Genomic DNA, 22,962 nt, shown 5'->3' with positions numbered 1-22,962 from the left:
GCCGGCGGGCTTCACCTCGGCAGGCCCTCGATGCGGAAGAAGTCCCGCAGGTGGGTCTTCGGGCGGGGGCCGGTCGGCGGGAGGTCGTCCCGGGGCCGGTCGGCCGGTGAGCGGCGCACCTTGTGCAGCCGCTCCGTGCGGGCCCGGGAGCCGGCCTCGGCGAGTTCGTCCGCGGGTGCGGCGGTGCCGAGTTCGTCGAGGATCAGTGCCTCTTCCTCGTTGGCGTGGCCGGTGACCTCGCGGACGAGCAGCGCGACCTTGCGGTCGAAGAGCGGGGCGTCCGCGCCGACCCGGGAGAGGTCGTCGAGCAGGGCGCCGATCGTGGCGAGTGCGGCCCGTTCCTGCTCCACGGTCTCCCGCCGCTCGGGGAGGCTGCGCAGCGCCAGCGGGTAGAGGTACTCCGCCTCGACGGCCATGTGGCGTTCCAGCAGGGCGGCCGCCTCGTCGAGGAGTTCGCGGCGCAGCGGGTCCTTCAGCGGGGTGCCCGCCATGCGGCCGAACAGGTTGCGGATGCGTTCGTGGTCGGTGGTGACGACGTCGATGAGGTCGCCGGAGGTCATGGTGCACCTCGTCTTCCGTGGTCTTCCGTGGGTCAGATCAGGGCGAGCGCTGCCGTGCCGTGCAGGACGACGCCCTCGCCGCCGGTGGCGGCGACGCTGCGGGTGAGGCCGTCGGCCCCGTCCTGCGGGTCGCCGTCGGCCTCGTCGGTGAGGCAGGTGCCGGGCGGGACGACGACGACCAGGACCTCGCCGCGTTCGCGGGCCGCGGTCCGCCACTCGGGGGAGGCCGCGGGCTTGGGCACCGGCTCCCAGGACTGCCGGCCGCCGACGAAGAGCAGCCGGTCGACCAGCGGGCCGTTCATCACCACCATGGCGGTGCTCTGCGGCGCGTCGCCGGCTGCCAGCAGGAAGCCGCTCTCCAGGGCGTGGGTGAGCAGTTCGGCGTGCCACCGCCGCCCGACCTCGATGAACGCCTCGGCGACGGGCGGGCCGATCTCCTGTTCCTGCACGGTGAGCGCCCACACCGTGGGCTCCGAGTCGGAGTCGATGTCCTCGCTCATGGGGCCACCTCCGTGGGTCCGCGTCGCGCCGGTCGGTCGTGCCGTCGCGCCTACCCGCCCGGGGGCGGCCCACGCCTGGTCGGCTCCCGGGCGGATCCGCGGTCCGGGGTGGCCGGCCACGGCGGCCGGGACCGCGCGGATCGTGACCCGGCGCGGCCGGGGCGGGTGGACGTGTGTCCCGGGCGGCCCCGGGTAGGCGTGGCGCAGACCGCGTGCCGGAAGGGCCCGGCACCGGGCCGACCGGGAGCTTCTGACCATGACCCGTTCGCCGACACCTCCGTCCGTACCCGAACCCCGCCGCCGGCGGTACCTGCTCTGCCCGCCGACGCACTTCGCGGTGGACTACGCGATCAACCCGTGGATGGACCCGGGGCGTCCGGTCGACGGTGCCGCGGCGGAGCGGCAGTGGCGGCGGCTCCGTGCGGTGCTGCGTGGCCTGGGGCACGAGGTGGCGACCGTGGATCCGCTGCCGGGGCTGCCCGACATGGTGTTCACGGCCAACGGCGCCACCGTGGTGGACGGGCGGGTGCTGGTGGCGCGGTTCAAGCACGCGCAGCGCGCGGGCGAGGCCGCGGCCCACCGCCGCTGGTTCGCCGGGGCGGGGTTCCGGCCGGTGCACACGGCGAGCCTGGTCAACGAGGGCGAGGGCGACCTGCTGGTCGCCGGGCGGCGGATCCTGGCCGGTTCGGGTTTCCGGACGACCGCGCCGGCCCACCGCGAGGCGCAGCGCCTGCTCGGCCTGCCGGTGGTCACCCTGCAGCTGGTCGATCCGCGTTTCTACCACCTGGACACCGCGCTGGCCGTGCTGAGCGACGATCAGATCATGTACTGGCCGCCGGCCTTCTCCGCCGCGAGCCGGCGGCTGCTGGCCACCCTGTACCCGGACGCCGTCCGCGCGGAGGCGGCGGACGCGGCCGTGTTCGGGCTGAACGCGGTCTGCGACGGACGGCACGTGGTGCTGCCGCGGGCCGCCGCCGGCCTGGCCGCGCAGGTGCACGCGCGCGGCTACCGCCCCGTCCCGGTGGAGATGCCCGAGCTGCTGAAGGCGGGCGGCGGTCCCAAGTGCTGCACGCTCGAACTCCGCGGTGCGTGACCGCGCCGAGGCCCCGCGAGAGAGAGGTTCCCACATGACGACCGCCCTGCGTCCCGCCGCCCCTGCCGCGCCCGTCCTGCCCACGGCCCGCGGCCCGCTGTCCGCGCTGGTGCTGGAGGCGCTGACCGCCGCGCCGGGCACCGGGCCCGGCTGCCCGGCGGACGTCGGGGACCCGTGGGGCGAGGACGCGCAGCTGGCCCTGTACGTCTGCTACGAGCTCCACTACCAGGGGTTCCACGGGGTCGATCCGGCCTGGGAGTGGGACACCGGCCTGCTGGCGCTGCGCGCCCGGCTGGAGGCGGCGTTCCTCGCGGCGCTGCGCGGGGCGGTGGGCGATCCGGGCCCGCTGGACGGGGTGGTCGCCGATCTGCTCGTGGAGTCGCCGGACGGCACGGGGCCCTCGTTCCACCTGCTGGAGCGCGGCGAGCGCTGGCAGGCCCGGGAGTACCTGGTGCACCGGTCGCTCTACCACCTGAAGGAGGCCGACCCGCAGCTGTGGGCCGTCCCGCGGCTGCCGCACCCGGCCAAGGCCGCCCTGATGACCGTGCAGTACGACGAGTACGGGTCGGGGCGGCCCGAGCGGGCGCATGCGCTGCTGTTCGGGCGGATGATGGCCGACCTCGGCCTCGACACCCGCTACGGCCACTACCTGGACGCCGTCCCCGCCCCCGCCCTGGCGGTGGTCAACCTGATGTCGCTGTTCGGGCTGCACCGGGCGCTGCGCGGCGCGGCGGTCGGCCAGTTCGCCGCGGTCGAGATCACCTCCCCGCCGGGCGCGGCCCGGCTGGCCCGTGCGCTGGAGCGCCTCGGCGCCTCCCCGGAGGGCACGCTGTTCTACCGGGAGCACGTGGTGGCGGACGCCGTCCACGAGCAGTTGGTGCGGCGCGCCGTGCTGGAGCCGCTGGTGGCCGGCGACCCGGCGCTGGCCGCGGACATCGCCTTCGGCATCGCCGCCACCGGCGCGGTCGAGGACCGGTTGGCCGGGCATCTGCTGGACGCCTGGGGCCGGGGCCGCAGCTCGCTGCGGGCGCCGCTCGACGACGGCCCGCCGGCCTGACGGCCGTTCGTGCGAGGAGCCGGACCGTGTCCGACCGTCCCTCCCCCGGCAGCCGGCTGGACCGGCCCGCCCGGCTCGCCCGGCAGATCACCGCGGCGCTGGACGCGGCCGGCCACACCGTCGCCGCCGCCGAGTCCCTGACCGCCGGCGCGCTCTGCCAGGTGCTCGCCGAGGCACCTGGTGCCTCCGCCGTCCTGCGCGGCGGTGTGGTCGCCTACGCCACCGAGCTGAAGGAGGACCTGCTCGGGGTCGACGCGGCCCTGCTGCGCGAGCACGGCGCGGTGGATGCGGGGGTGGCCGCGCAGATGGCCGAGGGCGTCCGCCGGCTGACCGGGGCGTGGTACGGCCTGGCCACCACCGGCGTCGCGGGGCCGGCCCCGCAGGACGGTCACGACGTCGGCACGGTCTTCGTCGCCCTGGCCTCCCCGCACGGCACCAGCACCGCCCGGCCGCGCCACGACGCCCGGGACCGCGACGGGATCCGCCGCGCGGCCGTCCTCGCCGCCCTGGAACTCCTGCACGGCGTCCTCCGGCCGCCCGCCGACTGAGCCTCCGGCCGGTCGGGCCCGGCACCGATTGGGCTCGGGCGCGGCGGGCAGGCGCGCACCATGCTATTGATCACCCCGCCGGGCGTGTACCCGGCCCAGGGGGACACCCGGCTGCTCACCGACGCGCTGGAACGCGAGGCGCTCGACGGCCGGAGGGTCCTCGACCTGTGCACCGGCAGCGGGGCGGTGGCGATGGCCGCCGCCGCGCTGGGTGCCCGGGTGACGGCGGTGGACGTGTCCCGCCGTGCCCTGGCGGCCGCCGCCGCCAATCTGCTGCTCAACCGCCGCCGGGTGCGGCTGCGCCACGGCGATCTGCTGGCCCCGGTCGCCGGGTCCCGGTTCGACCTGATCACCGCGAACCCGCCGTACGTGCCCAGCCGGTCGGCGCCGCCCCGCCGCGGGATCGCCCGCAGCTGGGACGCCGGCGGCGACGGCCGTGCCCTGCTGGACCGGATCTGCGCCGACGCCCCGGCGCTGCTCGCGCCGGGCGGGGTGCTGCTCGTGGTGCAGTCGGCGCTGGCCGGCGTCCCGGCGACCTGTGCCGCGCTCGCCCGCGCCGGGCTGCGGGTCGGCATCGCGGCACGGCTGCGCCAGCCGTTCGGGCCGGTGATGACCGCCCGGGCCGGCTGGTTCGAGGAGCGCGGCCTGATCCCCCCGGGGCAGCGCGAGGAGGAACTGGTGGTGGTCCGCGGTGTCCGGCCCGTCTGAGCGCGCGCCGCGGCGGGTCACCGTCGCCGGGGACGGGCCGTTCCTGGTGGAGGGCCCGGTGGAGGTCGTCCTGCCGGACGGCACCCGGCGGGTGAGCGAGCGGCCGGTGGTCGCCCTGTGCGCCTGCCGGCGCAGCCGGTGCTTCCCGTTCTGCGACACCAGCCACCGCCGCCGGAGCCGGCCGCCGGACCCGCAGGTTTGAAGCCCGCCGCGCTGCCCAGAGGCGGTACACGGGTGCCACGGCGTCTTGCCCCCCTCGCCGTGGCACCCGACCCGCGGTGAGCGGGGCCGCCGGCCGGCGGCGGTCAGCGTCTGAGGGTGACGGAGGGGGCCATGCCGTAGGCGCGCCGGTAGGCCTCGGCGAAGCGGCCGGGGTGGGCGAAGCCCCAGCGGGCGGCGATCCCGGTGACGGTCAGTCCGTCCTGCGGCGCGGCGGCCCTGAGGTCGGCGTGCGCCCGGGCGAGCCGGACGCGGCGCAGGTACGCCAGCGGGGTGCACCCGGCGTACCGGCGGAAGGAGTACTGCAGGGCCCTGGGCGTGACGCAGGCCGCCGCGGCGACGGCCGCCAGGGTGAGGTCCTGGTCGGCGTTGTCGTCGATGAAGGCGACGGCGCGGCGCAGGGTCGCGGGGGTGGCGTCGCGGCTGTCGGCGGGTACCGGGTCGGTGCGGGCGTTGTGCGGCAGGGCGGCCAGGGTCGCGGTGGCGAGGTGCTGGGCGGCGCTGGACACCAGCAGGTCGGACTCGCAGGCGGCCGGGTTGTCGAGGACGCCGTCGCGGAGGTAGGCCACGGCGGCGGTGAGCTGGCGGTTGGCCTCGGGCGTGACCGCGCGGGGGCCGGTCAGCCGGACGGGTCCGCCGCCCGCGGGGACGGCCGGGGCGGCGTCGGCGAGCAGCGCCGGGTCGAACATCGCGATGGTGTAGCGGGCCGAGCGGACCTCGCCGCGGTACGGGCGGTCGGGCGGCGCGATCAGGAAGGTCTCCCCGGTGCCGAAGACCTCTTCGCGGCCGTCGGTGAGGTCGACGATGGTGCCCGCGTGCACGGTGATCAGGCACACCTTGCCGAGGCTGCCCGCGTCGTAGCCCATGGTGTAGCCGAAGGACAGGCGGTCCACCGACAGCGGGCCGACCGCGCGCCGGCTGATCCGCACCCTCGCGTCCTCGACCGGCCCGCCGATCCGCATCGGCGTGTAGGCGGACGAGAGGAACTCCTCCGTCGCGTCCAGGCTCGCGCTGTCGAACAGGAACGACTCCATCTCCACCACCAGACTCGGGCCCCGGACCTTCGACGCTACGCCGGTCGGCCCGCACCCGGGGCCACCGCCCCCGCGACACGGCGCACCCGGTCGCGGGGCGGGCACGAGGACGGCGGCGGGGTCAGGAGGCCGCGGGGACGGCCGCCATGGCGTCGAGCACCTCCCGGTCGGAGGGCGGACGGAAGTCCTCGTACCAGTCGCCGACGTCGTGCAGGTACCAGGACCGGTGCGGGCAGACCAGTTCGTCGGCCACCGGCTGCACGGCGGCGGTGGCGCGGGCGGCGCTCACCGGCGCGGCCATGATCAGCCGGGCCGGCCGCTGCTCGCGCAGGCGGCGGAGCGCGGCCCTCGCGACGACGCCGGTGGCGAGGCCGTCACCGACGAGGATGACGGTGCGGCCCCGGACCCGCGGGAACGGCCGGTCCGCGCGGTAGAGCGCCTCGCAGCGGTCCACCTCGGCCCGCCCGTCGGCGACCTCGCCGGCCAGCCGCTGCTTCGTCAGGCCCATCGTGCGCAGCGCGTGCTCCTGCCACTGCGGCGGCGCGCCGGGCAGCAGCGCGCCCACCGGGACCTCGGGGTTGTCCGGGGCGCGCACGAGCCGGGCGACGAGCACGTCGAACTGCGCCCCGAGGACGGTCGCCACGGCCGCGCCGACCGGCACGCCTCCGGGCGGGAGGGCGAGCACCAGCGGATCCGGCGGTACGCCGCCGAGCTGTCTGCACAGCACCTCGGCGAGGTCGCGGCCCGCCTGCTCGCGGTCGTGGAAACGCATGCCGTCCACCTTCTGCCGTCCGTTCCGTCCCCCGGTCGGTCCTTCGCGGCGTCGTCTACCCGCTGTGACGGAAGCCACCGGGCCGTCCGGGGGACGTCCGCCGGACGGCACGTGTGCACCCGGCCGGACGGGGCACCCGCCGGTCATGGCCCGCACCGGGCGGGCCCCTACCGAGGAGGCGGCGATGGCAGGCCACGGCGGCGACGTCATCAAGGAACTCGAGACCGACCACCGCGAGGTCGAGGAGCTCTTCGCGCAGATCATGCAGGCCACCGGGGAACACCGGAAGTCGCTGCTCGACGAGGTGACGATCGAGCTCGTCCGGCACTCCGTGGCCGAGGAGGCCTACCTGTACCCCGCGGTCCGCGAGCACGTGGGCGGCGGCGACGCGATGGCCGACCGCGAGGTCGAGGACCACGCGAAGGTCGAGCGGCTGCTCAAGGAGATCGAGGGCAAGGACGCCGACGACCCCCGGCTGGACACCCTGGCGACCACCCTGGTCGACGAGGTCACCTCGCACATCCGCGACGAGGAGCAGAACCTCTTCCCGGCCCTGCGCGCGGCCTGCAGCCAGGCCGACCTGGAGGTGCTGGGCAACCAGGTGCGCCGCTCCAAGGCGACCGCACCGACCCGGCCGCACCCCGGCGCGCCCTCCTCGCCGGCCGCCCGCAAGGTGCTGGCCCCGGGCGTCGGCCTGATCGACCGGGTGCGGGACTACGTGTCCGACCGCGGCGCGGCGTGAGGAGGAGACCGTGAGCATCCGGCGCCGGGCGTACCCGCAGGCACACCCCGAGGAACACCCCGAGGCGCGCCGCGGCCGGGCCCGACGGGACGACCGCGGCACCGGGCCGTCGGAGCGCGGAGGCGACCGGGAGCGGGCCGCCGACCGGGAGGGCGCGGGCAGCAGCACCGCGCCCTCCCCGGCGGCGGGCCGCGACGACGACGGACCGGAGCCGCCGGCGGCCGACACCGCAGCGCCCTGACGGCCGTCCGGGCACCGGACGGGGTGCCGCCTACGGTGTGCCGGGGAGCCGGACCGTGACGAGGAGGCCGCCGGCGGGGCGCGCGGCGAGGTCGAGCGTCCCGCCGTGGGCGCGGACGATGCTGTGCACGATGGCCAGGCCGAGGCCGGCGCCCTCGTGCTCGTCGGTGCGGACGCGTTCCGCGCCGCGCCGGAAGGGTTCGGTGAGGGTCGGCAGCAGGTCCGGCGGGAGCGGGCGGCCCGTGTTCTCGACCCGCAGCACGCTCGTGCCGCCCTGCGTCCCGGTGTGCACCGTCACGGTGCCGCCGGCGGGCAGGTTGTGGACGACGGCGTTCTGGACGAGGTTGGTCGCCACCCGCAGCAGGAGTTCCGCGGAGCCCCTCGTCCGGGCCGCCCCGCCGGTGACCTCCAGCGTGGTCCCGCGCCGTTCGGCGAGCGGCAGCAGCGTCTCGGCGGCCTCCTCCGCCACCAGGGAGAGGTCGACGTCCTCGCGGGGGAGGTTGCCGCGGTCGGCGCGGCCGAGCAGCAGGAGGGCCTCGGTGAGGTCGATCGCCCTGGTGTTGACGGCGTGCAGGCGTTCGACGACCTCGCCCGGGTTCCGCGCCGGGTCCTTGCGGGCGACGTCGAGGAGCGTCCGCGTGATCGCCAGCGGGGTGCGCAGTTCGTGCGAGGCGTTCGCGGCGAACCGCTGCTGCTCGGCGACGTGGGACTCCAGCTGGTCGAGCATCGAGTCGAAGGTGTCGGAGAGTTCGCGGAACTCGTCCCGCCGGCCCTCCATGCGGATCCGGTGGGACAGCGAGCCCTGGCCGGCCGTCCGTGCCGCCTCGGTGATCCGGGTGAGCGGAGCGAGCATCCGGCCCGCGAGGATCCATCCGCCGACGAGGCCGAACACCAGGAGGAAGGCCATCGCCCCGGCCGCGGCGGGGGCGAAGGTGTGCACCAGGAGGTAGCGGTTGGGCGACACCCCGAGCAGGCCCCGGCTGTTGTCGGGGACGTAGCGCAGCAGGTACAGCCACACCACGCCCAGCAGGAGGGCACCGGCCACGACGAGGAACCCGACGTAGCTGAGGGTGAGTTTGAGTCGGGCGCTCAACCCGGGCCGTCCGTTCACGGGCGGGTGGTGTCCGTGCCGGTGTCGATGCGGTAGCCGACGCCGGGCACCGTGGCGATGATCCACGGCTCGCCGAGCCGCTTGCGCAGCGCGGAGACGGTGATGCGGACGGCGTTGGTGAGGGGGTCGGCGTTCTCGTCCCAGGCCCGCTCCAGCAGCTGTTCGGCACTGACGACCCCGCCGTCGGCGGCGACCAGGACCTCCAGCACCGCGAACTGCTTGCGGGTCAGCGCGACGTGCCGGCCGTCGCGGAAGACCTCCCGGCGGAAGGGGTCGAGCCGCAGGCCCGCGATCTCGCGGACCGGCGGCCGCAGGTGCGCGCGTCGGCGGTCGAGCGCCCTCAGCCGCAGGACGAGCTCCCGCAGGTCGAACGGCTTGGTGAGGTAGTCGTCGGCGCCGAGCCCGAACCCGGACGCCTTGTCGTCGATCCGGTCGGCGGCGGTGAGCATGAGGATCGGGATGCCGCTGCCGGAGGCGACGATGCGCCGGGCGACCTCGTCGCCGGAGGGGCCGGGGATGTCCCGGTCGAGGATCGCGAGGTCGTAGGAGTGGACGCCGAGCAGCTCCAGGGCACGGTCGCCGTCGCCGGCGACGTCGGCGGCGATCGCCTCCAGCCGGAGACCGTCCCGGACGGCTTCGGCCAGGTGGGGCTCGTCCTCCACGATCAGTACGCGCATGCCGGAAGCCTAAGCCGCGACCGGCGCGGGGCGGGACGGGTCCGACGGCGCCCGGTCCGCGGTGCACCACCGGCGGCGCGAGGCGAGGCCGGCCAGCCCGGCGCCGACGGCGTTGACCAGGACGTCGTCCACCGAGGACACCCGGTCCAGCTGCAGGACGTACTGCGCGGTCTCGACCAGGACGGAGCAGCCCGCCCCGAGCGCCAGCACCCGCGGCACGGACGCCAGGGCCGCGAACCGCATCGGCGCGAAGAAGCCCAGCGCCGCGAAGACCAGCAGGTTGCCGACGATCCCCAGCGGCCCCATCGTGACCAGGTCCCGCAGCGGCACCAGGCTCACCCGGGCGGGCACGGTGCCGGCGCCGCCGCCCGGCATCATGGTCATCCACACGAACGGCACCGTCCCGTGGACCATGCCGACCTCGGCCAGCGACCTCCGCCACGCCCGGCCGGCCCCGGCGGCACGCCGGCGGTGCGCCAGGGCCCACGCCAGCAGCACCGACAGCGGCAGTGCGACCAGGGTCATCAGCACCACACCGTTGAAGGTGTCGAAGCAGCCGTGCCACCGTCCGGCCATGCACCGCGGGGCGGACATCATCAGCGGCCGCCGGACGACGAACGCGCCGCCCGCCACGCCGAGGACCGCCAGGCCGAGGAGCGCGGCCCTGAGCGTGCGGCGAGGCGGTGCGGACGGGGAGGCGTCGAGGTTCATGCCCCCATTCGAGCCGGTGGGGCGTTGCGGCGGCGTATGCGGTTTTCGATACGCCCGCGATACACGCCCGCCCCACCGGCGGGAGCCGCCCTGCAGGACGTGCCTTCAAGGGGCGTGCGGACTCCCCTGTGCGGCATCCGTACGCCCGTGAGGACACGTCCTAGCGGTGGAGCGGGTGGTGGCCGTCCTTGTCGGCGGTGGCGGCCATCAGGAGGCCGCCGAGCATGGAGAGGTTCTTGAGGAAGTGGATCCGCTGCTGGGCGCGTTCGCCCTCGTCCTCGGCCTCCCAGAAGCGGTGGCCCGCCCAGGTGACCGGGAGGAGGGTGCAGGCGAGGACGGCCGCCGACAGCCGCGGCAGCTTCCCCGCCGCGAGGAGCAGGCCGGAGGCGGCCTGGACGCCGCCGTTGAGGCGGACGGCGTTGACGGTGCGGGCGGGTACCCCGGGCAGGTCGGACAGGGCGTCGACGACCGGCCGGGCGGCGGGTGCGAGGTGCTCGGGGCGCCGCACCGCGTCCGCCCCGCCGGCGATGAACATCGAGGCCAGCAGTGGGCGTGCACAGACTCTGACGACGGTCATGACAGGTGGCCTTCCAGCAGGGCGGCGGGCTCGACGTCGAACAGCTCGTGCGTTGCGGTCACCCGGAGGAGATGGGCCAGCTGCTCGCGCGGCTCGCTCAGCCGGAAGGCGATGCCGTCGGCGGCGGCCCGCTTCCGGGCGACGATCAGTTCGTTCAGGCCCGCGGTGGTGCAGAACTCCAGGCCGGAGCAGTCCACCACGACGGTGTGGGGCGCCGGGAGGCGGCTCAGCGCCTTGTCCAGTGCGGCGCGCAGCGTCTCGGTGCTGCCGGTGTCGGCCTCCCCGGCCAGCTGGACGACCCGCAGGCCGGGCGTGGGCGAGCGGTGGGTGACGTGGATGACGGGATGCACGGGAGCCTCCTCCAGGGGTGCGGGGCCGCCCGGTCCGGGGGCTCCCGCCCTGAATCTGTGCGCGCGCCTGCCCGGCCCGCGCCCCGGGAAACGAACGGCCGTCCCCGGCGTCGGCGGCGGAGCCCGGCAAACCGGTCGGACCGATCGGATCGTCACGAAGACGGAGGTTCTTCGTTTTCAGGACGCCGGAACCGTGCCGCTTCGCTCAGGGGGCTGTGGGAGGGCACCCGGATGGGCCAGTGTCGAAGTGGAGACCTCCCACCACGGGAGGTCCCGACGACGAGAGGAACGGACCGTGGGAACCGACCTCCGCGTGACCCGCCGCCCCGCCCCGCCGGGTGTGTGCAGGCTGGCCCTGGCGGGGCAGGTCGACATGGAGACCTCTGACGCCCTGGCCGAGGCCCTGGGCGGGGCGCTGCTGGAGGAGCCGGCCCCGGAGCTGCTCACGGTGGACTGTGCCGCGCTGGACTTCTGCGGCTCCGCCGGCCTGAACGAACTCCTCCGCGCCCGGCAGACCGCCCTGGCGGCGGGGATCGGCTTCCGCCTGGCCTCCCCCAGCCCGCAGGTGGTCCGCCTCCTGGAAGTGACCGAGGCGGACACCGTCTTCGAGATCGAACTCACGGATCCCTGCCGGTTCGAGGGCACCGTCTGCTGACGGCCGTCCGTCTCCGGTGTCATTCGAGCCGGCCCTGATCGACCGGGAAGCCGTTGACCCGGGGCATCGGCGGCAGCAGCTCGGCCCAGACGGTCTTGCCGCCGCCCACGGGCCGGTGGCCCCACCGCAGGGCGAGCCGCTCCACGATCCGGAGGCCGTGGCCGAAGGTCGCGTCGGGCCGGTAGGGGTGGAGGAGGACGGGCGGTGCGGCGTTCCCGTCCGTCACCGAGATGCTCAACCGCCGGCCGGCCCTGTCGAGGTCGAGACGGGTCGGCCCCGGGGTGTGCGCGCACGCGTTGGCGACCAGCTCGTCGGCCACCAGGAAGGCGTTCTCCCGGACGCGCCGGGTCTCGGCCCGGTCGCGGCCGGCCGGGTACCAGTCGTCGAGGGTCTGCTGGACGAAGGCCATCGCCGTCGCCAGCGCGTGGTCCTGCCCGGGACGCAGGTGGCGGACGCGGTGGTCCGGCAGCCCTGCGCGTTCATCGGTCATGGCGTCCTCCCGCCGGCCCCCGGGGTCCGGGGGTGCTGCTCAGGCGAAGATCCGCGCCACCATGAAGACCAGGACGCAGAGGACCAGCAGCCCGACGACCACCAGCGGCCACGGACCCCAGGCCTTGCGGAGTTCCGGCGGTTCGGGCACCGAGATGCCGGCCGTGGTGCTGGACTCGGCCGGCGGCGTCTCCTCGGGGGGTGCGGCTCGGACGGCCTGCGCGGCCGGCGCCGGGGACGTGCTCGCCAGTTCCCGCAGCGTCCCGGGCAGGTCCAGTTCGACGACGCCGGTACCGGGACCGGAGGCGCTCGCGTAGGCGAAGGCGCCGTCGTGCGTGAAGACGGCCATCAGTGAGCGTCCGGGACGGGTGAAGAGCAGGCGTTCGTTGCGCGTCCGGTCGCCGGGCTCGCGGCGCACCGCCCAGCCGAGTTCACCGGCCCGCTCGTAGAGTGCGGTCTGCTGCCGGCTGAGCGGCAGTCTTCGTACGACGGTGGCCATGACGGTGCACCCACTCCGGTCGGGCCGGCCGCGATCCGGCGCCTCGGGGGCTCGCGCCGCAATCGCCTGAATCAGTGCGTCTGCCCCCGGATCCCCGTCCCAATCCCGACACCGCGGCGGACTCCTGCGGGTCGGACGATCGGCTCCGCGCTGCGCGGCCGGCCGAGCTGCCGCGTGGCGACGACGGACCGGACGGTGCCGTCCGCCTCGATCCCGGCGCGCACCGTGCCCGACTCGTCGGTGTACACCTCGGCACCGCTGACGCCCCTCGCGCCGGTGGCGATCACGGTGACTCCGGTCGGCGACCCGTCGAAGACCGGCCGGTACCGCTTGGACCTGTGCATGGCACACCTCCTCGTCTCCGCGGCCCCGGGTGGGGCCGGTGACGGGTGCCCGACCCGGACGGGCCGGGGCGCCGAACGGCCGGGCCTCAGTTCAGCAGGCCGGCCGTCTCGTCGGTGACCATGCGGACGAGGCCCTTGCGGCCGGTCTGCCGGAGCTCGCGGCGCTGGCGCACCGCGCCGTTGCCCTCGGCGAGCAGGCGGTGCAGGCCCTCCTCGACACGCTCCAGATCCCCGTCGGCCGTCAGCTCCGGCCCCACGCAGGCGAGGAGCGTCGCGGCAGCCTCGGCAGCCGGCACCAGACTGCCGGTGGCGGGGTCGGGCAACCGTTCGGCGAGGCCGTGCCGGGCGGCGTACCAGGCGGCGGTCTGCAGGAACTCGGGAGGGGCGGGCGGCACGGCCGCGGCCCGGCGGGGATCCAGCGCACGGGCGGCCAGGGCACGGACGAGCCCGGCGAGCAGCACGGCCTCGTCCGCCCGCAGCTGGACGTCGGTCGTGCGGACCTCGACGGTCGGGTAGCGCTCGGAGAGCCGGGCCTGCCAGTAGACCTGCGCGGTGTCGCGGATCAGTCCGGTGGCGACCAGCCGGTGGATCCGCCGGTCGTAGTCGGCGCCGTCCGCGAACGACGGGGGCACACCGCTGACCGGCCAGCGGCCGAAGACGACCGTGCGCCAACTGGCGAAGCCGGTGTCCCGGCCCCGCCACAGCGGCGAGTTGGCGCCCAGCGCGGTCAGCACGGGCAGCCACGGCCGCAGCCCGTTGAGCACGGCCACGCCCTCCGCCCGGCCCGGCACGCCCACGTGCACGTGCATGCCGTTGATCAGCTGTTCGTCGGTGAGGGCGGGCGCGTCGCGGCGCATCCGGCGGTAGCGCGCCGAGGGGGTGACCGGCACCGGGAGCCGGTCGGTGAACGGGGCCGAGCCGCAGGCGGCGAGCCGGCAGCCGCAGGCCTCGGCGGCACCGGTGAGGCAGTGGCGCAGCCGCAGCAGGTGCCCGCCGAGTTCGTCGAGGCTCCGGCAGACCGGGGTCGCCACCTCCAGCTGGGCCTGCAGCAGTTCGCGCTGCACCTCGCCGTGGGTCACCGCGGGATGCAGCCCGGCCTCGGCCAGGACGCGGGCGGCACGCGCCACCGGCACCCCCGTGGCCGGGGAGATCAGGAGGTACTCCTCCTCCACGCCGATGGTGAGCACGTGCGGCGGCTACCCGTGGTCGCCGAGGGTCAACCGTGCTTCTCCCCAGGGGCGCGTGGGGTCGCCGCGGCTCGGGTTCCGTCAGGAGCGGCGGGGGGCGGCGACGTGCCAGCCGCCGACGTCGACGAGGCCGAGGGCGTGGCACACGGCGGAGTGCGGGCCGGTGAGCCGGAGTTCGATCCCGCGGGCGGCCGCCGCGTCGAGCGCCTCGCGCAGGACGGCGATGCCCGCGTCGGAGCACCGGGCGAGGGCGCCGAGGTCCACGGTGACCGATCCGCCGGGCGGGCAGTGGCCGACCTCGCTGAGCAGTGCGTGCCGCAGCACGGACACGCCGGCACTGTCCTGGGCCCCGGCCGCGACCAGGTGTCCGCGGCGCCGCGGCGCGGCGCCGCCCGTCCGCCCGCGGGGCGAAACCGCCGCCGCGTGGGCGGGGCGTGCCGGGGGGAGGAGTGGGCTGGTCACAGCACCAGTGTGGACCTCGCGGACGGCGAAGTCAGCCCCCGGAACGAAACCCGCAGGTGAACGGCCGCTGCCGGCTCAGGCGGTCGCGCCGAGGTCGGCGGGATCCGGGCGGGTGGCGGGCCGGCGGACGACGACCGAGGGCCTGCGCCCGAACCTCGCCTCGCCCGGCGCGAGGGCGGCGAGGTCGTCGAGGAGTTCGCCGAGTGCGGCGAGGAGGGCCCGCTCGTGGCGCGTCTGCTCCTCGGCGGGGCGCTGCGCCGCGGTGTTGCGGGGGTGTGGAAGGTTCGGCACGGCGGACTCCTCACGGGTCGGCGGGTGTGGGGCTCTCAGGCGAGTTCGGGGTGGCCGAGGAGCTCGGAGAAACCGGCGGGCAGTTCGGTCACGAGGGCGTCGAGTTCGCTGTCGTCGACGGCCTCGGCCACGGTCCGCAGGACGGCGGAGGCGTCCACGGCGGCCTCGTCGACGGTGGTGTCCCGTGCTGCGGCGAGCCGGCCGAGGAAGCCTTCTGCGGTCCAGCGGGCCGCTTCGGTGTCCGATTCGGGGAGCACCAGGTGGCCCAGTTCTTCGGGGAGTTGGTCGGCCAGGGCCTCGGCGGAGGCCGTGCCCAGCAGTTCGCCGAGCAGGCCGAGCACGGTGGTGACGGCCTCGTCCGTGCCGTCGTCCTCGTAGCCGCCCGTGTCGTGCACCAGGCGGAGGAATTCCTCGTGTTCCATGACACGTCCCCTCGTGCGTCCGGACGGACGGTGGTCAGCCGGAGTCGGACGGGTCCTCGTCCTCGGTCTGCCGGCCCTCGGGTTCCTGTTCGGCCACCGGGGCGCCCGCCCGTACGGTCTTCACGGTCGGTGTCCGCCGGTCGTCCCGGTCGCCCCGTTCGCCCTTGTCGTTGCGGTCGTCGTGGTGTTCGTCGGCGTGATGGCCGGGCACTCCCCCGGCGCCGCCCTGCGGGATGTCCTCCATGGCTCCTCCTCGGGTGGTTCGGTCGCGGAGTACCGGTCTCGCCTGCCCGGCTGCCGAGCCGGCAAAACGCCGTCCGGTGCGCGTCGGCCCGGCGGATCCGGGTTTCGCCCGGGCCGGGTCGGCAAGAAGCCCGACAGCCCGTCCCCCGACGGAGCCCGACAAGGTGTCCCGGACGGATGGCCAGCCGCCCGGGACGGTCGGACCGGTGCCGGACGCGGCCCCGTCCACGGACGGCCCGCCGGCAGCGGTGCGAGGAGGTCCGCCAGGCCGGCGCGGACCGGCGACCACAGGAGGTCCCAGCGTGACCGCACCCGGTGTCTCCCGCTCCGACCCGACCACCCCCTCGACCGCCCCGGCAGCGGGCGGCGACGGCGGCCAGGACCCGTCCCAGGGCATCCTGGAGGCGACCAAGCAGGTGGCCCGGCTGCTCAAGGCGAGCGGCCACCGCTTCGCGCTCGCGGGCAGTGTCGCCTCCTACGCGCACGGGGTGCCGCGGCGGACGCTGCACGACACCGACTTCTGCGTGCTCCGCGACGAGATCGAGGCCGTCACCGAGGTCCTCAACGGCTCGGGGATGGAGGTCTGGTCGCCGCCGGAGGACTGGCTGGTCAAGACCGAGTTCCAGGGGCAGCAGATCGACCTGATCTTCTCGCTCTCCGACCGGCCGGTCAGCGCCGAACTGCTGGAACGGGCCGTCGCCCGGCCGGTGGACTCGGTGTGGATGCCCGTCCTGGCGCCGACGGACCTGATGGTCAGCCAACTCACCCCGTTCTCCGAGCACCACTGCGACTTCGGCCGGGTGCTGCCGCTCGCGCGGACGCTGCGCGAGCAGATCGACTGGGCCGAGGTCCGGTCCCGCTGCAGCGGGCTGCCCATGGCCGAGGCCTTCCTCTACCTGCTGGAACGGCTCGACGTGATCGGGCCGTCCGGGGAGGAGACACCGTGAACACCGTCGAACCCGGGTCGGGCGCCGACAGCTCCGGGCCCGCCGAGTACCGCGCGGCGCGGCTGCAGGAGCGGCTCGCCGCCGGGCCCTACGCCGAACTCGCGCTGCGGATCGAGTTCCGCGGCGACGCCGTGCTGGTACGGGCCGTGGCGGGCAGCGCGGCCTGCCGCAGCTACCTCCTGGACGCCGTGGCGGAGGAGTTCGCGGGGCTGCGGGTGCACACCGACATCGTGCTCTCGGACACGGGTGTGCCGGACCGTCCGGAGGCGGTGCGATGACCGGCGCAGCCGTACCCGGCGGTGCGGTGTCCGGGCCGACCGCCCGGATCGCCGCCGTCGGGGACATCCACCTCGCGCCGGACGCCGCGGGCCGCTACCGCCCGGCCTTCCAGCGCCTCGGCGGGCTGGCCGATCTGCTGCTGCTCGCCGGTGATCTGACCCGGCACGGCACGGTCGCCGAGGCCCGGACGGTCGCGGCGGAGGTGGCCGGCCTGGACGTGCCGGTGATCGCCGTCCTCGGCAACCACGACCACCACGACGGCTGCCCGGGCGAGGTGGCGGAGGTGCTCCGCGAGGAGGGTGGGGTCACCGTCCTCGAGGGCACCACGGCCAGGGTCTCCGTCGACGGCATGCGGGTGGGGGTGGCGGGCACCAAGGGCTTCGGCGGGGGTTTCGCGGGGCGCTGCGGCTCGGAGTTCGGCGAGGACGAGATGAAGGCGTTCGTCCGGTACTCCCGGTCGCTCGCCGACGGGCTGCGCACGGCCCTGGCCGACCTCGACGACTGCGACCTGAGGATCGCCCTGACGCACTTCTCCCCCGTGCCGGACACGCTGGCCGGCGAGCCGCCGGAGATCTACCCGTTCCTGGGCAGCTACCTGCTGGCGGAGGCCATCGACGGGGGCCGGGCGGACCTGGCCGTCCACGGCCACGCGCACGCGGGCACCGAGCACGGCATGACGGCGGGTGGGGTGCCGGTGCGCAACGTGGCGCAGCCGGTCGTCAAGCACGCCTTCGCCCTGTACGAGCTGCACCCGGCCGGGACGGCCGGGTGCTGAGGCTCTTTCGGTTCACGTTCGGTCACGCCGTGGTGGTCGGGGCCGCGAAGACAGCGGAGTCGGGAGCGGCACGGTCGACGCCCTGTCAGTACGGCAGCGGTCGGCCGGACGGGGTCCGCAGGTCGATCGGGGGCCGCGGGCGGCCGCGGCCGGGCTTGGGGGCAATCCGGATCCTGGCCATCACCCTCACCTCCTCGCTTCGGGCCTGCCGGGCGTCTGCCCGGGACGAACGTTCCCACGCCTCCAACTGCCCTGCGGGAAAAGCCCCGGGCGGACCCGAAGGGCTCCACCTCATGCACGTTCTGCAGTTCACCGCCGAGTCGTCCGCGGACGGGGTCGTCGAGCGCGCCCGGCTCCTCGTGGCCGGCGGCTTCCACGTCGCCTGCGGCGGTGCCGGTGTCCGGCCCTCTCGGATCCGGACGCCGGCACCGCCGGGCTCACCGCTCGTTGCGGTCCCTGCCCTGCCCCGCGGCCATCCGGCGGCGGATCACCATGAGGTCCAGCGCGGCGATGCCGGCGAAGGCCAGGCAGAGCAGCGCGAAGACGGCGAAGGTGGTGCGGTTCGGCGCGACCCCCGTGCCGGCCGTCCCGGCGAGGACGGCGAAGGCCACCGTGCCGACCGCGAAGAAGCCGAGGAAGACCCGCGAGAGCAGGCGCCTCAGCTCCAGGTCGGTGCGGGCCGTGACCGGTTCGGTGCCGCGGCGCACCGGACCCTGCGGCCACCACTGCGGTGAGGTGCGGCCCGGTCCGTGCGGGGCGTGCGGGAAGTCGTGCCGTTCCCCGGGCCTTCGGTCGCCGTCCGGGGTGTGCTTCCGGCTGTTCATCGGGGGCTCCTTGCGGCCGCTGGTTCCACTCCGGCGGCTGCCCGCTGCGGGCGCGGCCACGCGGCGCGGAACGGGCTGATTCCGGACGGCCGTGGCGGGCAGGCGCGGGAAGAACGGAAGGAGAGCGCCATGACCGCCGACCGCACCCTCACCGCTCCGATCGAACCCGGCACCGACCTGCGGCAGGTCGCCGAACTCGCCCAGCAGCTACGGGTCGACTCGGTGCGGGCGAGCACCGCGGCGGGCTCGGGCCATCCGACGTCCAGCCTGTCGGCCGCCGACCTGATGGCCGTCCTCATGGCGCGCCACCTGCGGGCGGACTGGCTCGATCCCGGCAACCGGGCCGCCGACCACCTGGTCTTCTCCAAGGGGCACGCCTCACCGTTGCTGTACGCGATGTTCCGGGCCGCCGGGGTGATCGGCGAGACGGAGCTGCTGACCACCTACCGCCGCATCGGCGCCCGGCTGCAGGGCCACCCGACGCCCGTGCTGCCCTGGGTGGACGTGGCGACCGGCTCGCTCGGCCAGGGCGTGGCGTACGGGGTCGGCATCGCGCTGGCCGCCCGCGACCTGGACGGGCTGCCCTCGCGGGTGTGGGTGCTGTGCGGGGACAGCGAGATGGCCGAGGGCTCGGTGTGGGAGGCGCTCGGCGCGGCCGGCCGGCACCGGCTGGGCAACTTCACCGCCGTGGTGGACGTCAACCGGCTCGGCCAGTGCGGGCCGACCGAGTTCGGCTGGGACACCGAGGCGTACGTCCGCCGGGCGGAGGCCTTCGGCTGCCGCGCGGTCGCCGTGGACGGCCACGACCTGGAGGCCGTCGACCGGGCGCTGGCCACCGCGGCGGACGGCCGGGCCCCGACCGTGGTGGTCGCGCGGACGGTCAAGGGCCGGGGCGTGTCCGAGGTGGCGGACGCCGACGGCTGGCACGGCAAGCCGCTGCCCGAGGACCTGGCCGCCCGCGCCGTCGACGAGCTCGGCGGGGTGCGGCAGCTGACCGTGCGCGGTCCGCGGCCGCCCGACGCGCCGCGCCGCAGGTCCACAGGGGTCAGGTCCCCGGTGGAGCTGCCGCGCTTCGAGCGGGGCGAGGAGGTCGCCACCCGCTCCGCCTTCGGCAAGGCGCTGGTCGCGCTGGGCGCGCGGCCGGAGACGGTCGTGCTGGACGCCGAGGTCGGCAACTCCACCCACACCGGGGACTTCGCGGAGGCGTACCCGGAGCGGTTCTTCCAGAACTTCATCGCCGAGCAGCAGATGGTCGCCACCGCCGTCGGCATGGCGGTGCGCGGCCGCCACCCGTACGCCGCCACCTTCGCCGCCTTCCTCACCCGGGCCCACGACTTCATCCGGATGGCCGCGGTCTCGCAGGCCACCCTGACGCTGTGCGGCACCCACTGCGGCGTGGAGATCGGCGCCGACGGGCCGTCCCAGATGGGCCTGGAGGACCTGGCGATGATGCGGTCCGTGCACGGCTCCACGGTGCTCTGCCCGAGCGACGCCACCTCGGCCGCCGCGCTCACGGCCGCCGCGGCCGACCTCGACGGCATCTCCTACCTGCGGGCCACCCGCGGTGCCTACCCCGTGCTCTACGGGCCCGAGGAGTCCTTCCCGGTCGGCGGCTCCAAGACGCTCCGCAGCAGTGCCGAGGACACCGTCACCCTGGCCGGGACGGGCGTGACCGTCCACGAGTGCCTGGCCGCCGCCGACCTGCTCGCCGAGGAGGGCGTCGCCGCCCGCGTCCTCGACCTGTACTCGGTGAAACCGGTGGACGGCCGGGCGCTGGCCGCGGCCGCCGACGCCACCGGACGCCTCGTCGTGGTGGAGGACCACCACCCGGAGGGCGGCCTCGGCGAGGCGGTGCTCGGTGCCCTCGCGGAGCACCGGCGCTGCCCGGCCCTCGCCCACCTGGCGGTGCGGATCCTGCCCGGCTCCGGCACCTCCGCCGAACTCCTGGACGCCGCCGGCATCTCCCGCGGGCGGATCGCCGACGCCGCCCGGCGCCTGTGACCGGCCGGGCCGGAGGGACGGCGCCATGACCCTGCAGCACCCTGCCGAGAAGGGCGAGGACGGCCGCCGCGGCCGGTTCGAGCGGTTCGCCGAACTGGCGTCGAACTTCACCGCCTCGCCGCTCTTCGCCGGCCTGTGCCTGCTGCTGGTGGCGGCCTTCGTGGCCGTCCACGCGGCCGGGCTCGGCCCGGAGTGGCAGCTCGTGGTGGGCGACACGATGACCGCCGTCACGCTGCTGCTGCTCGCCATGCTCAAGAACTCGGAGCGCCGTGCCGAGCACGCCATCCAGCGCAAGCTCGACGCCATCGCCGAAGCCCTCCTCGAACTCCAGGAGGACGAACCGGGCGAGGCCCACGACCGCCTCCGCGAAGCCGTCGGCATGGAGGAGCGGCTGTAGGCGGGACATGCCCTCCCGGGCCGCCCCGCGGGGGCGGCCACCGATGTGCCCACGCGGCCAACGCGCCGACGGCACGATGCCACCGTTTGCCCACGGAGGACCTCACAATGAGTCACATCCCGGTGACAGGAGGACCTCATGACCATGATGCTCGTCAAGGGCCACTACCAGATCAAGAACTTCGAGCCGGACGGCGACACCGTCCACTTCCTCCCCGACGACCCCGGCTTCTGGCTCGAACTGCCCGGCGAGCACAAGATCGAACGGGACGTCCACGGCGGCGCCGCCCTCCGGCTCGACGGCATCGACGCACCGGAGACCCACTACCAGGGGGTCGGCCCCGACTTCGTCCACCAGCCGCTCGACCTGGGAGCCCACGCGGCCCGGAACGCCCTGCTGACCTGGCTGGGCTTCACCGACGTCACCCGGGGAGCGGACGAGCGGGTCACCTCCGCCACCCCGGAGACCGTCCCCGGGTTCGTCCTCGCCACCGGCGCCGACGCCTTCGGCCGCTGCATCGCCATGGCCGGCCGGGGCACGCCGATCCCGGACGCCAAGAGCGGAACGACCATCAAGGTCGACGTGCCGCTCCTGCACCAGACCGCCAACCACGAACTGCTCGCCCGCGGCCTGGCCTACCCGACGTTCTACTCGAACCTGCCCAAGGAACTGCGCCTCGACATGGCCGCCACCGCCCGCGGGGCGCAGGCCGCGAAGGCGCCCGGCAGCGTCTGGGCCTACGACGCCACCAACAGCGGCGCCAAGATCGAGGACCTGAGCTCGCTCACCGAGCACACGGTCATCCTGCCGAAACTCTTCCGACGCCTGGCCGACTACCTGCGCCTCTTCGGTCCCTCCCTCGACTCCCTCCCCGCCTACCTGGCCGGCGCGGACGACGAATTCTTCCTCTCCGAGCAGCGGACCTCCACCAGGGGCCTGCAGCGCGTCATCGACATCAACGACAGCACGATCAAGCTGCGCCCCGCCGTCGAGGACATCGTCTTCGTCGAGAAGTGAGCCCGACGGGTGCGGCCACCGGCGCTCCGGGCGCAGCACCGCGCTGACCAGCCGGTATTCACGGAGAGTCACCGGGCGGGGTCTCCGATGGGGCTTGTCTGCGCCGTGGTTGGGCGTAGCGTTGACTGTCAGTGGCGGAGTCCGTGATGAGAGCGTGGGCGCGCGGTGGATCGAGCACCGTCTCCGCCGCCGGCGTACGGGCGGCGCGGCGGGTGGGGGCCACGTCGCCCCGGGGACCACCCGCCGGGCCCGGGCGACTTCACCTGTCCGGGCGACCAGACCCTGGTGCCGGCTGACGTCACCTACACGGGCGTGAGCCTCGGCGACACCACCGACGGCGTCGCGGCGGCCGTCCCCGGCACCTTCGGCAAGGTCTTCGCGACCTTCCGCAAGCGACCTCCACCGCCGTCCGGCCGTCCCGGCGAGCACCACCGCCGTGACGGCCCGCGGACCTCCCGGCCCGTCCCACGGTGAAGGAGCCGGTCATGGCCGAATCGTTCTTCCACGCGGGTGGCGTCTACCGGCACGGCGGGGGCGGCACGGGTACCGGTGCGTGCCTGTTCGTCGTGGTGTACGTCGGGCGGGCGCCGGAGGGCTTCGGCCGCCCGGGCGGGACGGGCGACGTCGCGTTCGGTTGGCGCCGCGGCACCGCGCCGGACGGCACCGTCACCCCGCTGGGCTCCTACGCCACCGCCGACTTCACCGGCTGGCACGAGATCGACGACTCCGAACTCGCCGCCGCTCTCGGCGACACCCCGCTTCCCGTCCACCCCGTCCCACCGGCACGGCCCCGCCGGAGGCGGGCCGACTGACCTGCCCGCCGACAGGCGTCCCGCCGTCGCGGCCGCCCCGGGCACCCGCCCGTCGGGTCGGGCACGGCAGCGGACCCACCGTGAGGAGCCGCGGTCGTCCTGGCGCAACGGGTCGGCGGACGGCGCCCCGGACACCGAGCGGGCGACGGACGCGACGGCGCCGACCGGCCGTCAGGCGGAGTGCGGCCGTCCCCCGGCGGGCCGGCGCGGGCGGCCGGCCGCGCCGGACGGTGTCCCGGCCGATCGCGGTGGACTCCCAGCGGTCGGAAGCCGGTCACGGTGGCATTCCGCGAAGTGCTCCGGCAGCCCGTGACCGGGCAGGGCCGGCAGCCCCCGGCCGCGAGTCGGGCTGGGGGCTGCCGTGGTGGTGCGGGGTCGCTCAGAGGGCCTTGCCGTTGACGAACAGCGCGGCCGGGCCG

The 22,962-nt window shown here is 75.6% G+C and carries 34 protein-coding genes; 16 read left to right on the top strand and 18 right to left on the bottom strand.

All coding sequences use genetic code 11. The features are described 5' to 3' along the window. Window positions 1-11: 11 nt before the first annotated feature. Together AB0O09_RS20130 and AB0O09_RS20125 are read right to left on the bottom strand one after the other, a co-directional pair. A complete protein-coding gene (locus AB0O09_RS20130) occupies window positions 12-560 on the bottom strand; it encodes a hemerythrin domain-containing protein (RefSeq protein ID WP_363543059.1) in 549 nt (182 codons plus the stop codon). 32 nt (window positions 561-592) lie between these two features. Then, a complete protein-coding gene (locus AB0O09_RS20125; RefSeq protein WP_363543057.1) occupies window positions 593-1,060 on the bottom strand; it encodes a hypothetical protein in 468 nt (155 codons plus the stop codon). Window positions 1,061-1,316: 256 nt separating this feature from the next. Here AB0O09_RS20125 and ddaH point away from each other — a divergent pair, with 256 nt between their 5' ends. Genes ddaH through AB0O09_RS20100 form a run of 5 tightly spaced genes read left to right on the top strand, consistent with a single transcriptional unit; the run spans window position 1,317 to window position 4,668 of the window. Continuing rightward, entirely contained in the window at window positions 1,317-2,153 is an 837-nt protein-coding gene (ddaH, locus tag AB0O09_RS20120; protein ID WP_363543055.1) for a dimethylargininase, read from the top strand. A gap of 34 nt (window positions 2,154-2,187) precedes the next feature. Continuing rightward, window positions 2,188-3,210: an iron-containing redox enzyme family protein gene (locus AB0O09_RS20115; RefSeq protein ID WP_363543054.1), complete on the top strand. Its 1,023-nt coding sequence runs from the start codon at window positions 2,188-2,190 to the stop codon at window positions 3,208-3,210. A gap of 56 nt (window positions 3,211-3,266) precedes the next feature. Then, entirely contained in the window at window positions 3,267-3,758 is a 492-nt protein-coding gene (locus tag AB0O09_RS20110; RefSeq protein WP_363543221.1) for a nicotinamide-nucleotide amidohydrolase family protein, read from the top strand. Between the two features lie 27 nt (window positions 3,759-3,785). Further along, window positions 3,786-4,466: a HemK2/MTQ2 family protein methyltransferase gene (locus AB0O09_RS20105; protein ID WP_363543218.1), complete on the top strand. Its 681-nt coding sequence runs from the start codon at window positions 3,786-3,788 to the stop codon at window positions 4,464-4,466. Further along, window positions 4,450-4,668 carry a CDGSH iron-sulfur domain-containing protein gene (locus AB0O09_RS20100; RefSeq protein WP_363543052.1) on the top strand — a complete coding sequence of 73 codons (219 nt, stop codon included), beginning with the start codon at window positions 4,450-4,452 and terminating at the stop codon, window positions 4,666-4,668. The genes AB0O09_RS20105 and AB0O09_RS20100 overlap by 17 nt, the downstream gene beginning before the upstream one ends. Window positions 4,669-4,771: 103 nt before the next feature. Here the strand turns inward: AB0O09_RS20100 and AB0O09_RS20095 are convergent, their stop codons facing one another. Together AB0O09_RS20095 and AB0O09_RS20090 are read right to left on the bottom strand one after the other, a co-directional pair. Next, window positions 4,772-5,719 (bottom strand): helix-turn-helix domain-containing protein, encoded by a 948-nt coding sequence (locus AB0O09_RS20095; RefSeq protein ID WP_363543050.1) that lies wholly within the window; start codon window positions 5,717-5,719, stop codon window positions 4,772-4,774. 121 nt (window positions 5,720-5,840) lie between these two features. Next, entirely contained in the window at window positions 5,841-6,491 is a 651-nt protein-coding gene (locus AB0O09_RS20090) for a phosphoribosyltransferase family protein (RefSeq protein WP_363543048.1), read from the bottom strand. Between the two features lie 184 nt (window positions 6,492-6,675). On the opposite strand from AB0O09_RS20090, the gene AB0O09_RS20085 reads away from it, so the two are divergent. Next, complete coding sequence (locus AB0O09_RS20085) at window positions 6,676-7,233, top strand: hemerythrin domain-containing protein (RefSeq protein WP_363543047.1); 558 nt, start codon at window positions 6,676-6,678, stop codon at window positions 7,231-7,233. Window positions 7,234-7,243: 10 nt separating this feature from the next. Further along, the gene (locus AB0O09_RS20080) at window positions 7,244-7,474 is read left to right on the top strand and encodes a hypothetical protein (protein ID WP_363543046.1); all 231 of its coding nucleotides are present in this window, start codon (window positions 7,244-7,246) and stop codon (window positions 7,472-7,474) included. A 30-nt stretch (window positions 7,475-7,504) separates the two neighbouring features. On the opposite strand, the gene AB0O09_RS20075 is transcribed toward AB0O09_RS20080, so the two are convergent. The 5 genes from AB0O09_RS20075 to AB0O09_RS20055 all read right to left on the bottom strand — a co-directional run bounded on the left by AB0O09_RS20075 (window position 7,505) and on the right by AB0O09_RS20055 (window position 10,899). Further along, window positions 7,505-8,584 (bottom strand): HAMP domain-containing sensor histidine kinase, encoded by a 1,080-nt coding sequence (locus AB0O09_RS20075; RefSeq protein ID WP_363543044.1) that lies wholly within the window; start codon window positions 8,582-8,584, stop codon window positions 7,505-7,507. Beyond that, a complete protein-coding gene (locus tag AB0O09_RS20070) occupies window positions 8,581-9,261 on the bottom strand; it encodes a response regulator transcription factor (RefSeq protein ID WP_363543042.1) in 681 nt (226 codons plus the stop codon). The genes AB0O09_RS20075 and AB0O09_RS20070 overlap by 4 nt, the downstream gene beginning before the upstream one ends. Before the next feature lie 9 nt (window positions 9,262-9,270). Continuing rightward, entirely contained in the window at window positions 9,271-9,972 is a 702-nt protein-coding gene (locus AB0O09_RS20065) for a VanZ family protein (protein ID WP_363543041.1), read from the bottom strand. Window positions 9,973-10,132: 160 nt separating this feature from the next. Continuing rightward, the gene (locus AB0O09_RS20060; protein ID WP_363543040.1) at window positions 10,133-10,549 is read right to left on the bottom strand and encodes a DoxX family protein; all 417 of its coding nucleotides are present in this window, start codon (window positions 10,547-10,549) and stop codon (window positions 10,133-10,135) included. Further along, window positions 10,546-10,899: an STAS domain-containing protein gene (locus AB0O09_RS20055; protein WP_363543038.1), complete on the bottom strand. Its 354-nt coding sequence runs from the start codon at window positions 10,897-10,899 to the stop codon at window positions 10,546-10,548. Before AB0O09_RS20055 ends, AB0O09_RS20060 begins: the two co-directional genes overlap by 4 nt. A gap of 295 nt (window positions 10,900-11,194) precedes the next feature. Here AB0O09_RS20055 and AB0O09_RS20050 point away from each other — a divergent pair, with 295 nt between their 5' ends. Further along, entirely contained in the window at window positions 11,195-11,554 is a 360-nt protein-coding gene (locus tag AB0O09_RS20050; protein WP_363543036.1) for an STAS domain-containing protein, read from the top strand. Window positions 11,555-11,573: 19 nt separating this feature from the next. On the opposite strand, the gene AB0O09_RS20045 is transcribed toward AB0O09_RS20050, so the two are convergent. From AB0O09_RS20045 to AB0O09_RS20010, 8 genes are all read right to left on the bottom strand, one after another. Beyond that, on the bottom strand, window positions 11,574-12,044 hold the full coding sequence (locus tag AB0O09_RS20045) for an ATP-binding protein (RefSeq protein WP_363543035.1): 471 nt from the start codon (window positions 12,042-12,044) through the stop codon (window positions 11,574-11,576). 39 nt (window positions 12,045-12,083) lie between these two features. Beyond that, complete coding sequence (locus tag AB0O09_RS20040; protein WP_363543033.1) at window positions 12,084-12,542, bottom strand: DUF6480 family protein; 459 nt, start codon at window positions 12,540-12,542, stop codon at window positions 12,084-12,086. 71 nt (window positions 12,543-12,613) lie between these two features. After that, complete coding sequence (locus AB0O09_RS20035; RefSeq protein WP_363543031.1) at window positions 12,614-12,886, bottom strand: DUF6296 family protein; 273 nt, start codon at window positions 12,884-12,886, stop codon at window positions 12,614-12,616. An 86-nt stretch (window positions 12,887-12,972) separates the two neighbouring features. Next, a complete protein-coding gene (locus AB0O09_RS20030) occupies window positions 12,973-14,073 on the bottom strand; it encodes a glutamate--cysteine ligase (RefSeq protein ID WP_363543029.1) in 1,101 nt (366 codons plus the stop codon). Window positions 14,074-14,154: 81 nt separating this feature from the next. Further along, window positions 14,155-14,535 (bottom strand): STAS domain-containing protein, encoded by a 381-nt coding sequence (locus AB0O09_RS20025; RefSeq protein WP_363543028.1) that lies wholly within the window; start codon window positions 14,533-14,535, stop codon window positions 14,155-14,157. 75 nt (window positions 14,536-14,610) lie between these two features. After that, window positions 14,611-14,826, bottom strand: coding sequence for a hypothetical protein (locus tag AB0O09_RS20020; RefSeq protein ID WP_363543026.1), 216 nt, complete (start codon window positions 14,824-14,826; stop codon window positions 14,611-14,613). Window positions 14,827-14,861: 35 nt separating this feature from the next. Then, entirely contained in the window at window positions 14,862-15,248 is a 387-nt protein-coding gene (locus tag AB0O09_RS20015) for a DUF2267 domain-containing protein (protein WP_363543024.1), read from the bottom strand. A 34-nt stretch (window positions 15,249-15,282) separates the two neighbouring features. Continuing rightward, window positions 15,283-15,492: a hypothetical protein gene (locus AB0O09_RS20010; RefSeq protein ID WP_363543023.1), complete on the bottom strand. Its 210-nt coding sequence runs from the start codon at window positions 15,490-15,492 to the stop codon at window positions 15,283-15,285. A 301-nt stretch (window positions 15,493-15,793) separates the two neighbouring features. On the opposite strand from AB0O09_RS20010, the gene AB0O09_RS20005 reads away from it, so the two are divergent. The 3 genes from AB0O09_RS20005 to AB0O09_RS19995 are packed head-to-tail and all read left to right on the top strand — an operon-like array spanning window position 15,794 to window position 17,492. Beyond that, window positions 15,794-16,438, top strand: a complete 645-nt coding sequence (locus AB0O09_RS20005; RefSeq protein ID WP_363543021.1) for a nucleotidyltransferase family protein — start codon at window positions 15,794-15,796, stop codon at window positions 16,436-16,438. Then, on the top strand, window positions 16,435-16,716 hold the full coding sequence (locus tag AB0O09_RS20000; protein ID WP_363543020.1) for a hypothetical protein: 282 nt from the start codon (window positions 16,435-16,437) through the stop codon (window positions 16,714-16,716). Before AB0O09_RS20005 ends, AB0O09_RS20000 begins: the two co-directional genes overlap by 4 nt. Next, the gene (locus tag AB0O09_RS19995) at window positions 16,713-17,492 is read left to right on the top strand and encodes a metallophosphoesterase (RefSeq protein ID WP_363543018.1); all 780 of its coding nucleotides are present in this window, start codon (window positions 16,713-16,715) and stop codon (window positions 17,490-17,492) included. Before AB0O09_RS20000 ends, AB0O09_RS19995 begins: the two co-directional genes overlap by 4 nt. 437 nt (window positions 17,493-17,929) lie before the next feature. Here AB0O09_RS19995 and AB0O09_RS19990 read toward each other — a convergent pair whose 3' ends face one another. Continuing rightward, entirely contained in the window at window positions 17,930-18,316 is a 387-nt protein-coding gene (locus AB0O09_RS19990) for a hypothetical protein (protein WP_363543017.1), read from the bottom strand. A 129-nt stretch (window positions 18,317-18,445) separates the two neighbouring features. Between AB0O09_RS19990 and AB0O09_RS19985 the strand changes: the two genes are divergently transcribed. From AB0O09_RS19985 to AB0O09_RS19965, 5 genes are all read left to right on the top strand, one after another. Further along, window positions 18,446-20,317 carry a transketolase gene (locus tag AB0O09_RS19985; RefSeq protein WP_363543015.1) on the top strand — a complete coding sequence of 624 codons (1,872 nt, stop codon included), beginning with the start codon at window positions 18,446-18,448 and terminating at the stop codon, window positions 20,315-20,317. A gap of 25 nt (window positions 20,318-20,342) precedes the next feature. Then, window positions 20,343-20,714: a low affinity iron permease family protein gene (locus AB0O09_RS19980; RefSeq protein ID WP_363543013.1), complete on the top strand. Its 372-nt coding sequence runs from the start codon at window positions 20,343-20,345 to the stop codon at window positions 20,712-20,714. 138 nt (window positions 20,715-20,852) lie between these two features. Next, window positions 20,853-21,731, top strand: a complete 879-nt coding sequence (locus tag AB0O09_RS19975; protein WP_363543012.1) for a nuclease — start codon at window positions 20,853-20,855, stop codon at window positions 21,729-21,731. Between the two features lie 285 nt (window positions 21,732-22,016). After that, window positions 22,017-22,205: a hypothetical protein gene (locus AB0O09_RS19970; protein WP_363543010.1), complete on the top strand. Its 189-nt coding sequence runs from the start codon at window positions 22,017-22,019 to the stop codon at window positions 22,203-22,205. Between the two features lie 11 nt (window positions 22,206-22,216). Next, window positions 22,217-22,543 carry a hypothetical protein gene (locus tag AB0O09_RS19965; protein WP_363543008.1) on the top strand — a complete coding sequence of 109 codons (327 nt, stop codon included), beginning with the start codon at window positions 22,217-22,219 and terminating at the stop codon, window positions 22,541-22,543. Window positions 22,544-22,962 lie beyond the last annotated feature (419 nt).

The sequence above is a fragment of the Kitasatospora sp. NPDC093679 genome, from assembly GCF_040683455.1.
GTDB classification, from domain to species: Bacteria; Actinomycetota; Actinomycetes; order Streptomycetales; family Streptomycetaceae; genus Kitasatospora; species Kitasatospora arboriphila.
Note: the sequence above shows the minus strand (reverse complement) of the source record. Positions and strands in the feature narration are given on the sequence as shown.

Excerpts from the sequence above, each read along its gene's own strand:
- AB0O09_RS20085 (WP_363543047.1), top strand. The coding sequence starts at position 6,676 with ATGGCAGGCCACGGCGGCGACGTCATCAAGGAACTCGAGACCGACCAC.
- AB0O09_RS19990 (WP_363543017.1), bottom strand. The coding sequence starts at position 18,316 with ATGAACAGCCGGAAGCACACCCCGGACGGCGACCGAAGGCCCGGGGAA.
- AB0O09_RS20060 (WP_363543040.1), bottom strand. The coding sequence starts at position 10,549 with ATGACCGTCGTCAGAGTCTGTGCACGCCCACTGCTGGCCTCGATGTTC.
- AB0O09_RS20090 (WP_363543048.1), bottom strand. The coding sequence starts at position 6,491 with ATGCGTTTCCACGACCGCGAGCAGGCGGGCCGCGACCTCGCCGAGGTG.
- AB0O09_RS20045 (WP_363543035.1), bottom strand. The coding sequence starts at position 12,044 with ATGACCGATGAACGCGCAGGGCTGCCGGACCACCGCGTCCGCCACCTG.
- AB0O09_RS19995 (WP_363543018.1), top strand. The coding sequence starts at position 16,713 with ATGACCGGCGCAGCCGTACCCGGCGGTGCGGTGTCCGGGCCGACCGCC.
- AB0O09_RS20010 (WP_363543023.1), bottom strand. The coding sequence starts at position 15,492 with ATGGAGGACATCCCGCAGGGCGGCGCCGGGGGAGTGCCCGGCCATCAC.
- AB0O09_RS19985 (WP_363543015.1), top strand. The coding sequence starts at position 18,446 with ATGACCGCCGACCGCACCCTCACCGCTCCGATCGAACCCGGCACCGAC.
- AB0O09_RS20115 (WP_363543054.1), top strand. The coding sequence starts at position 2,188 with ATGACGACCGCCCTGCGTCCCGCCGCCCCTGCCGCGCCCGTCCTGCCC.
- AB0O09_RS20035 (WP_363543031.1), bottom strand. The coding sequence starts at position 12,886 with ATGCACAGGTCCAAGCGGTACCGGCCGGTCTTCGACGGGTCGCCGACC.
- AB0O09_RS20130 (WP_363543059.1), bottom strand. The coding sequence starts at position 560 with ATGACCTCCGGCGACCTCATCGACGTCGTCACCACCGACCACGAACGC.
- AB0O09_RS19965 (WP_363543008.1), top strand. The coding sequence starts at position 22,217 with ATGGCCGAATCGTTCTTCCACGCGGGTGGCGTCTACCGGCACGGCGGG.
- AB0O09_RS20040 (WP_363543033.1), bottom strand. The coding sequence starts at position 12,542 with ATGGCCACCGTCGTACGAAGACTGCCGCTCAGCCGGCAGCAGACCGCA.
- AB0O09_RS19975 (WP_363543012.1), top strand. The coding sequence starts at position 20,853 with ATGACCATGATGCTCGTCAAGGGCCACTACCAGATCAAGAACTTCGAG.
- AB0O09_RS20065 (WP_363543041.1), bottom strand. The coding sequence starts at position 9,972 with ATGAACCTCGACGCCTCCCCGTCCGCACCGCCTCGCCGCACGCTCAGG.
- AB0O09_RS20125 (WP_363543057.1), bottom strand. The coding sequence starts at position 1,060 with ATGAGCGAGGACATCGACTCCGACTCGGAGCCCACGGTGTGGGCGCTC.
- AB0O09_RS20070 (WP_363543042.1), bottom strand. The coding sequence starts at position 9,261 with ATGCGCGTACTGATCGTGGAGGACGAGCCCCACCTGGCCGAAGCCGTC.
- AB0O09_RS19980 (WP_363543013.1), top strand. The coding sequence starts at position 20,343 with ATGACCCTGCAGCACCCTGCCGAGAAGGGCGAGGACGGCCGCCGCGGC.
- ddaH (WP_363543055.1), top strand. The coding sequence starts at position 1,317 with ATGACCCGTTCGCCGACACCTCCGTCCGTACCCGAACCCCGCCGCCGG.
- AB0O09_RS20095 (WP_363543050.1), bottom strand. The coding sequence starts at position 5,719 with ATGGAGTCGTTCCTGTTCGACAGCGCGAGCCTGGACGCGACGGAGGAG.
- AB0O09_RS20015 (WP_363543024.1), bottom strand. The coding sequence starts at position 15,248 with ATGGAACACGAGGAATTCCTCCGCCTGGTGCACGACACGGGCGGCTAC.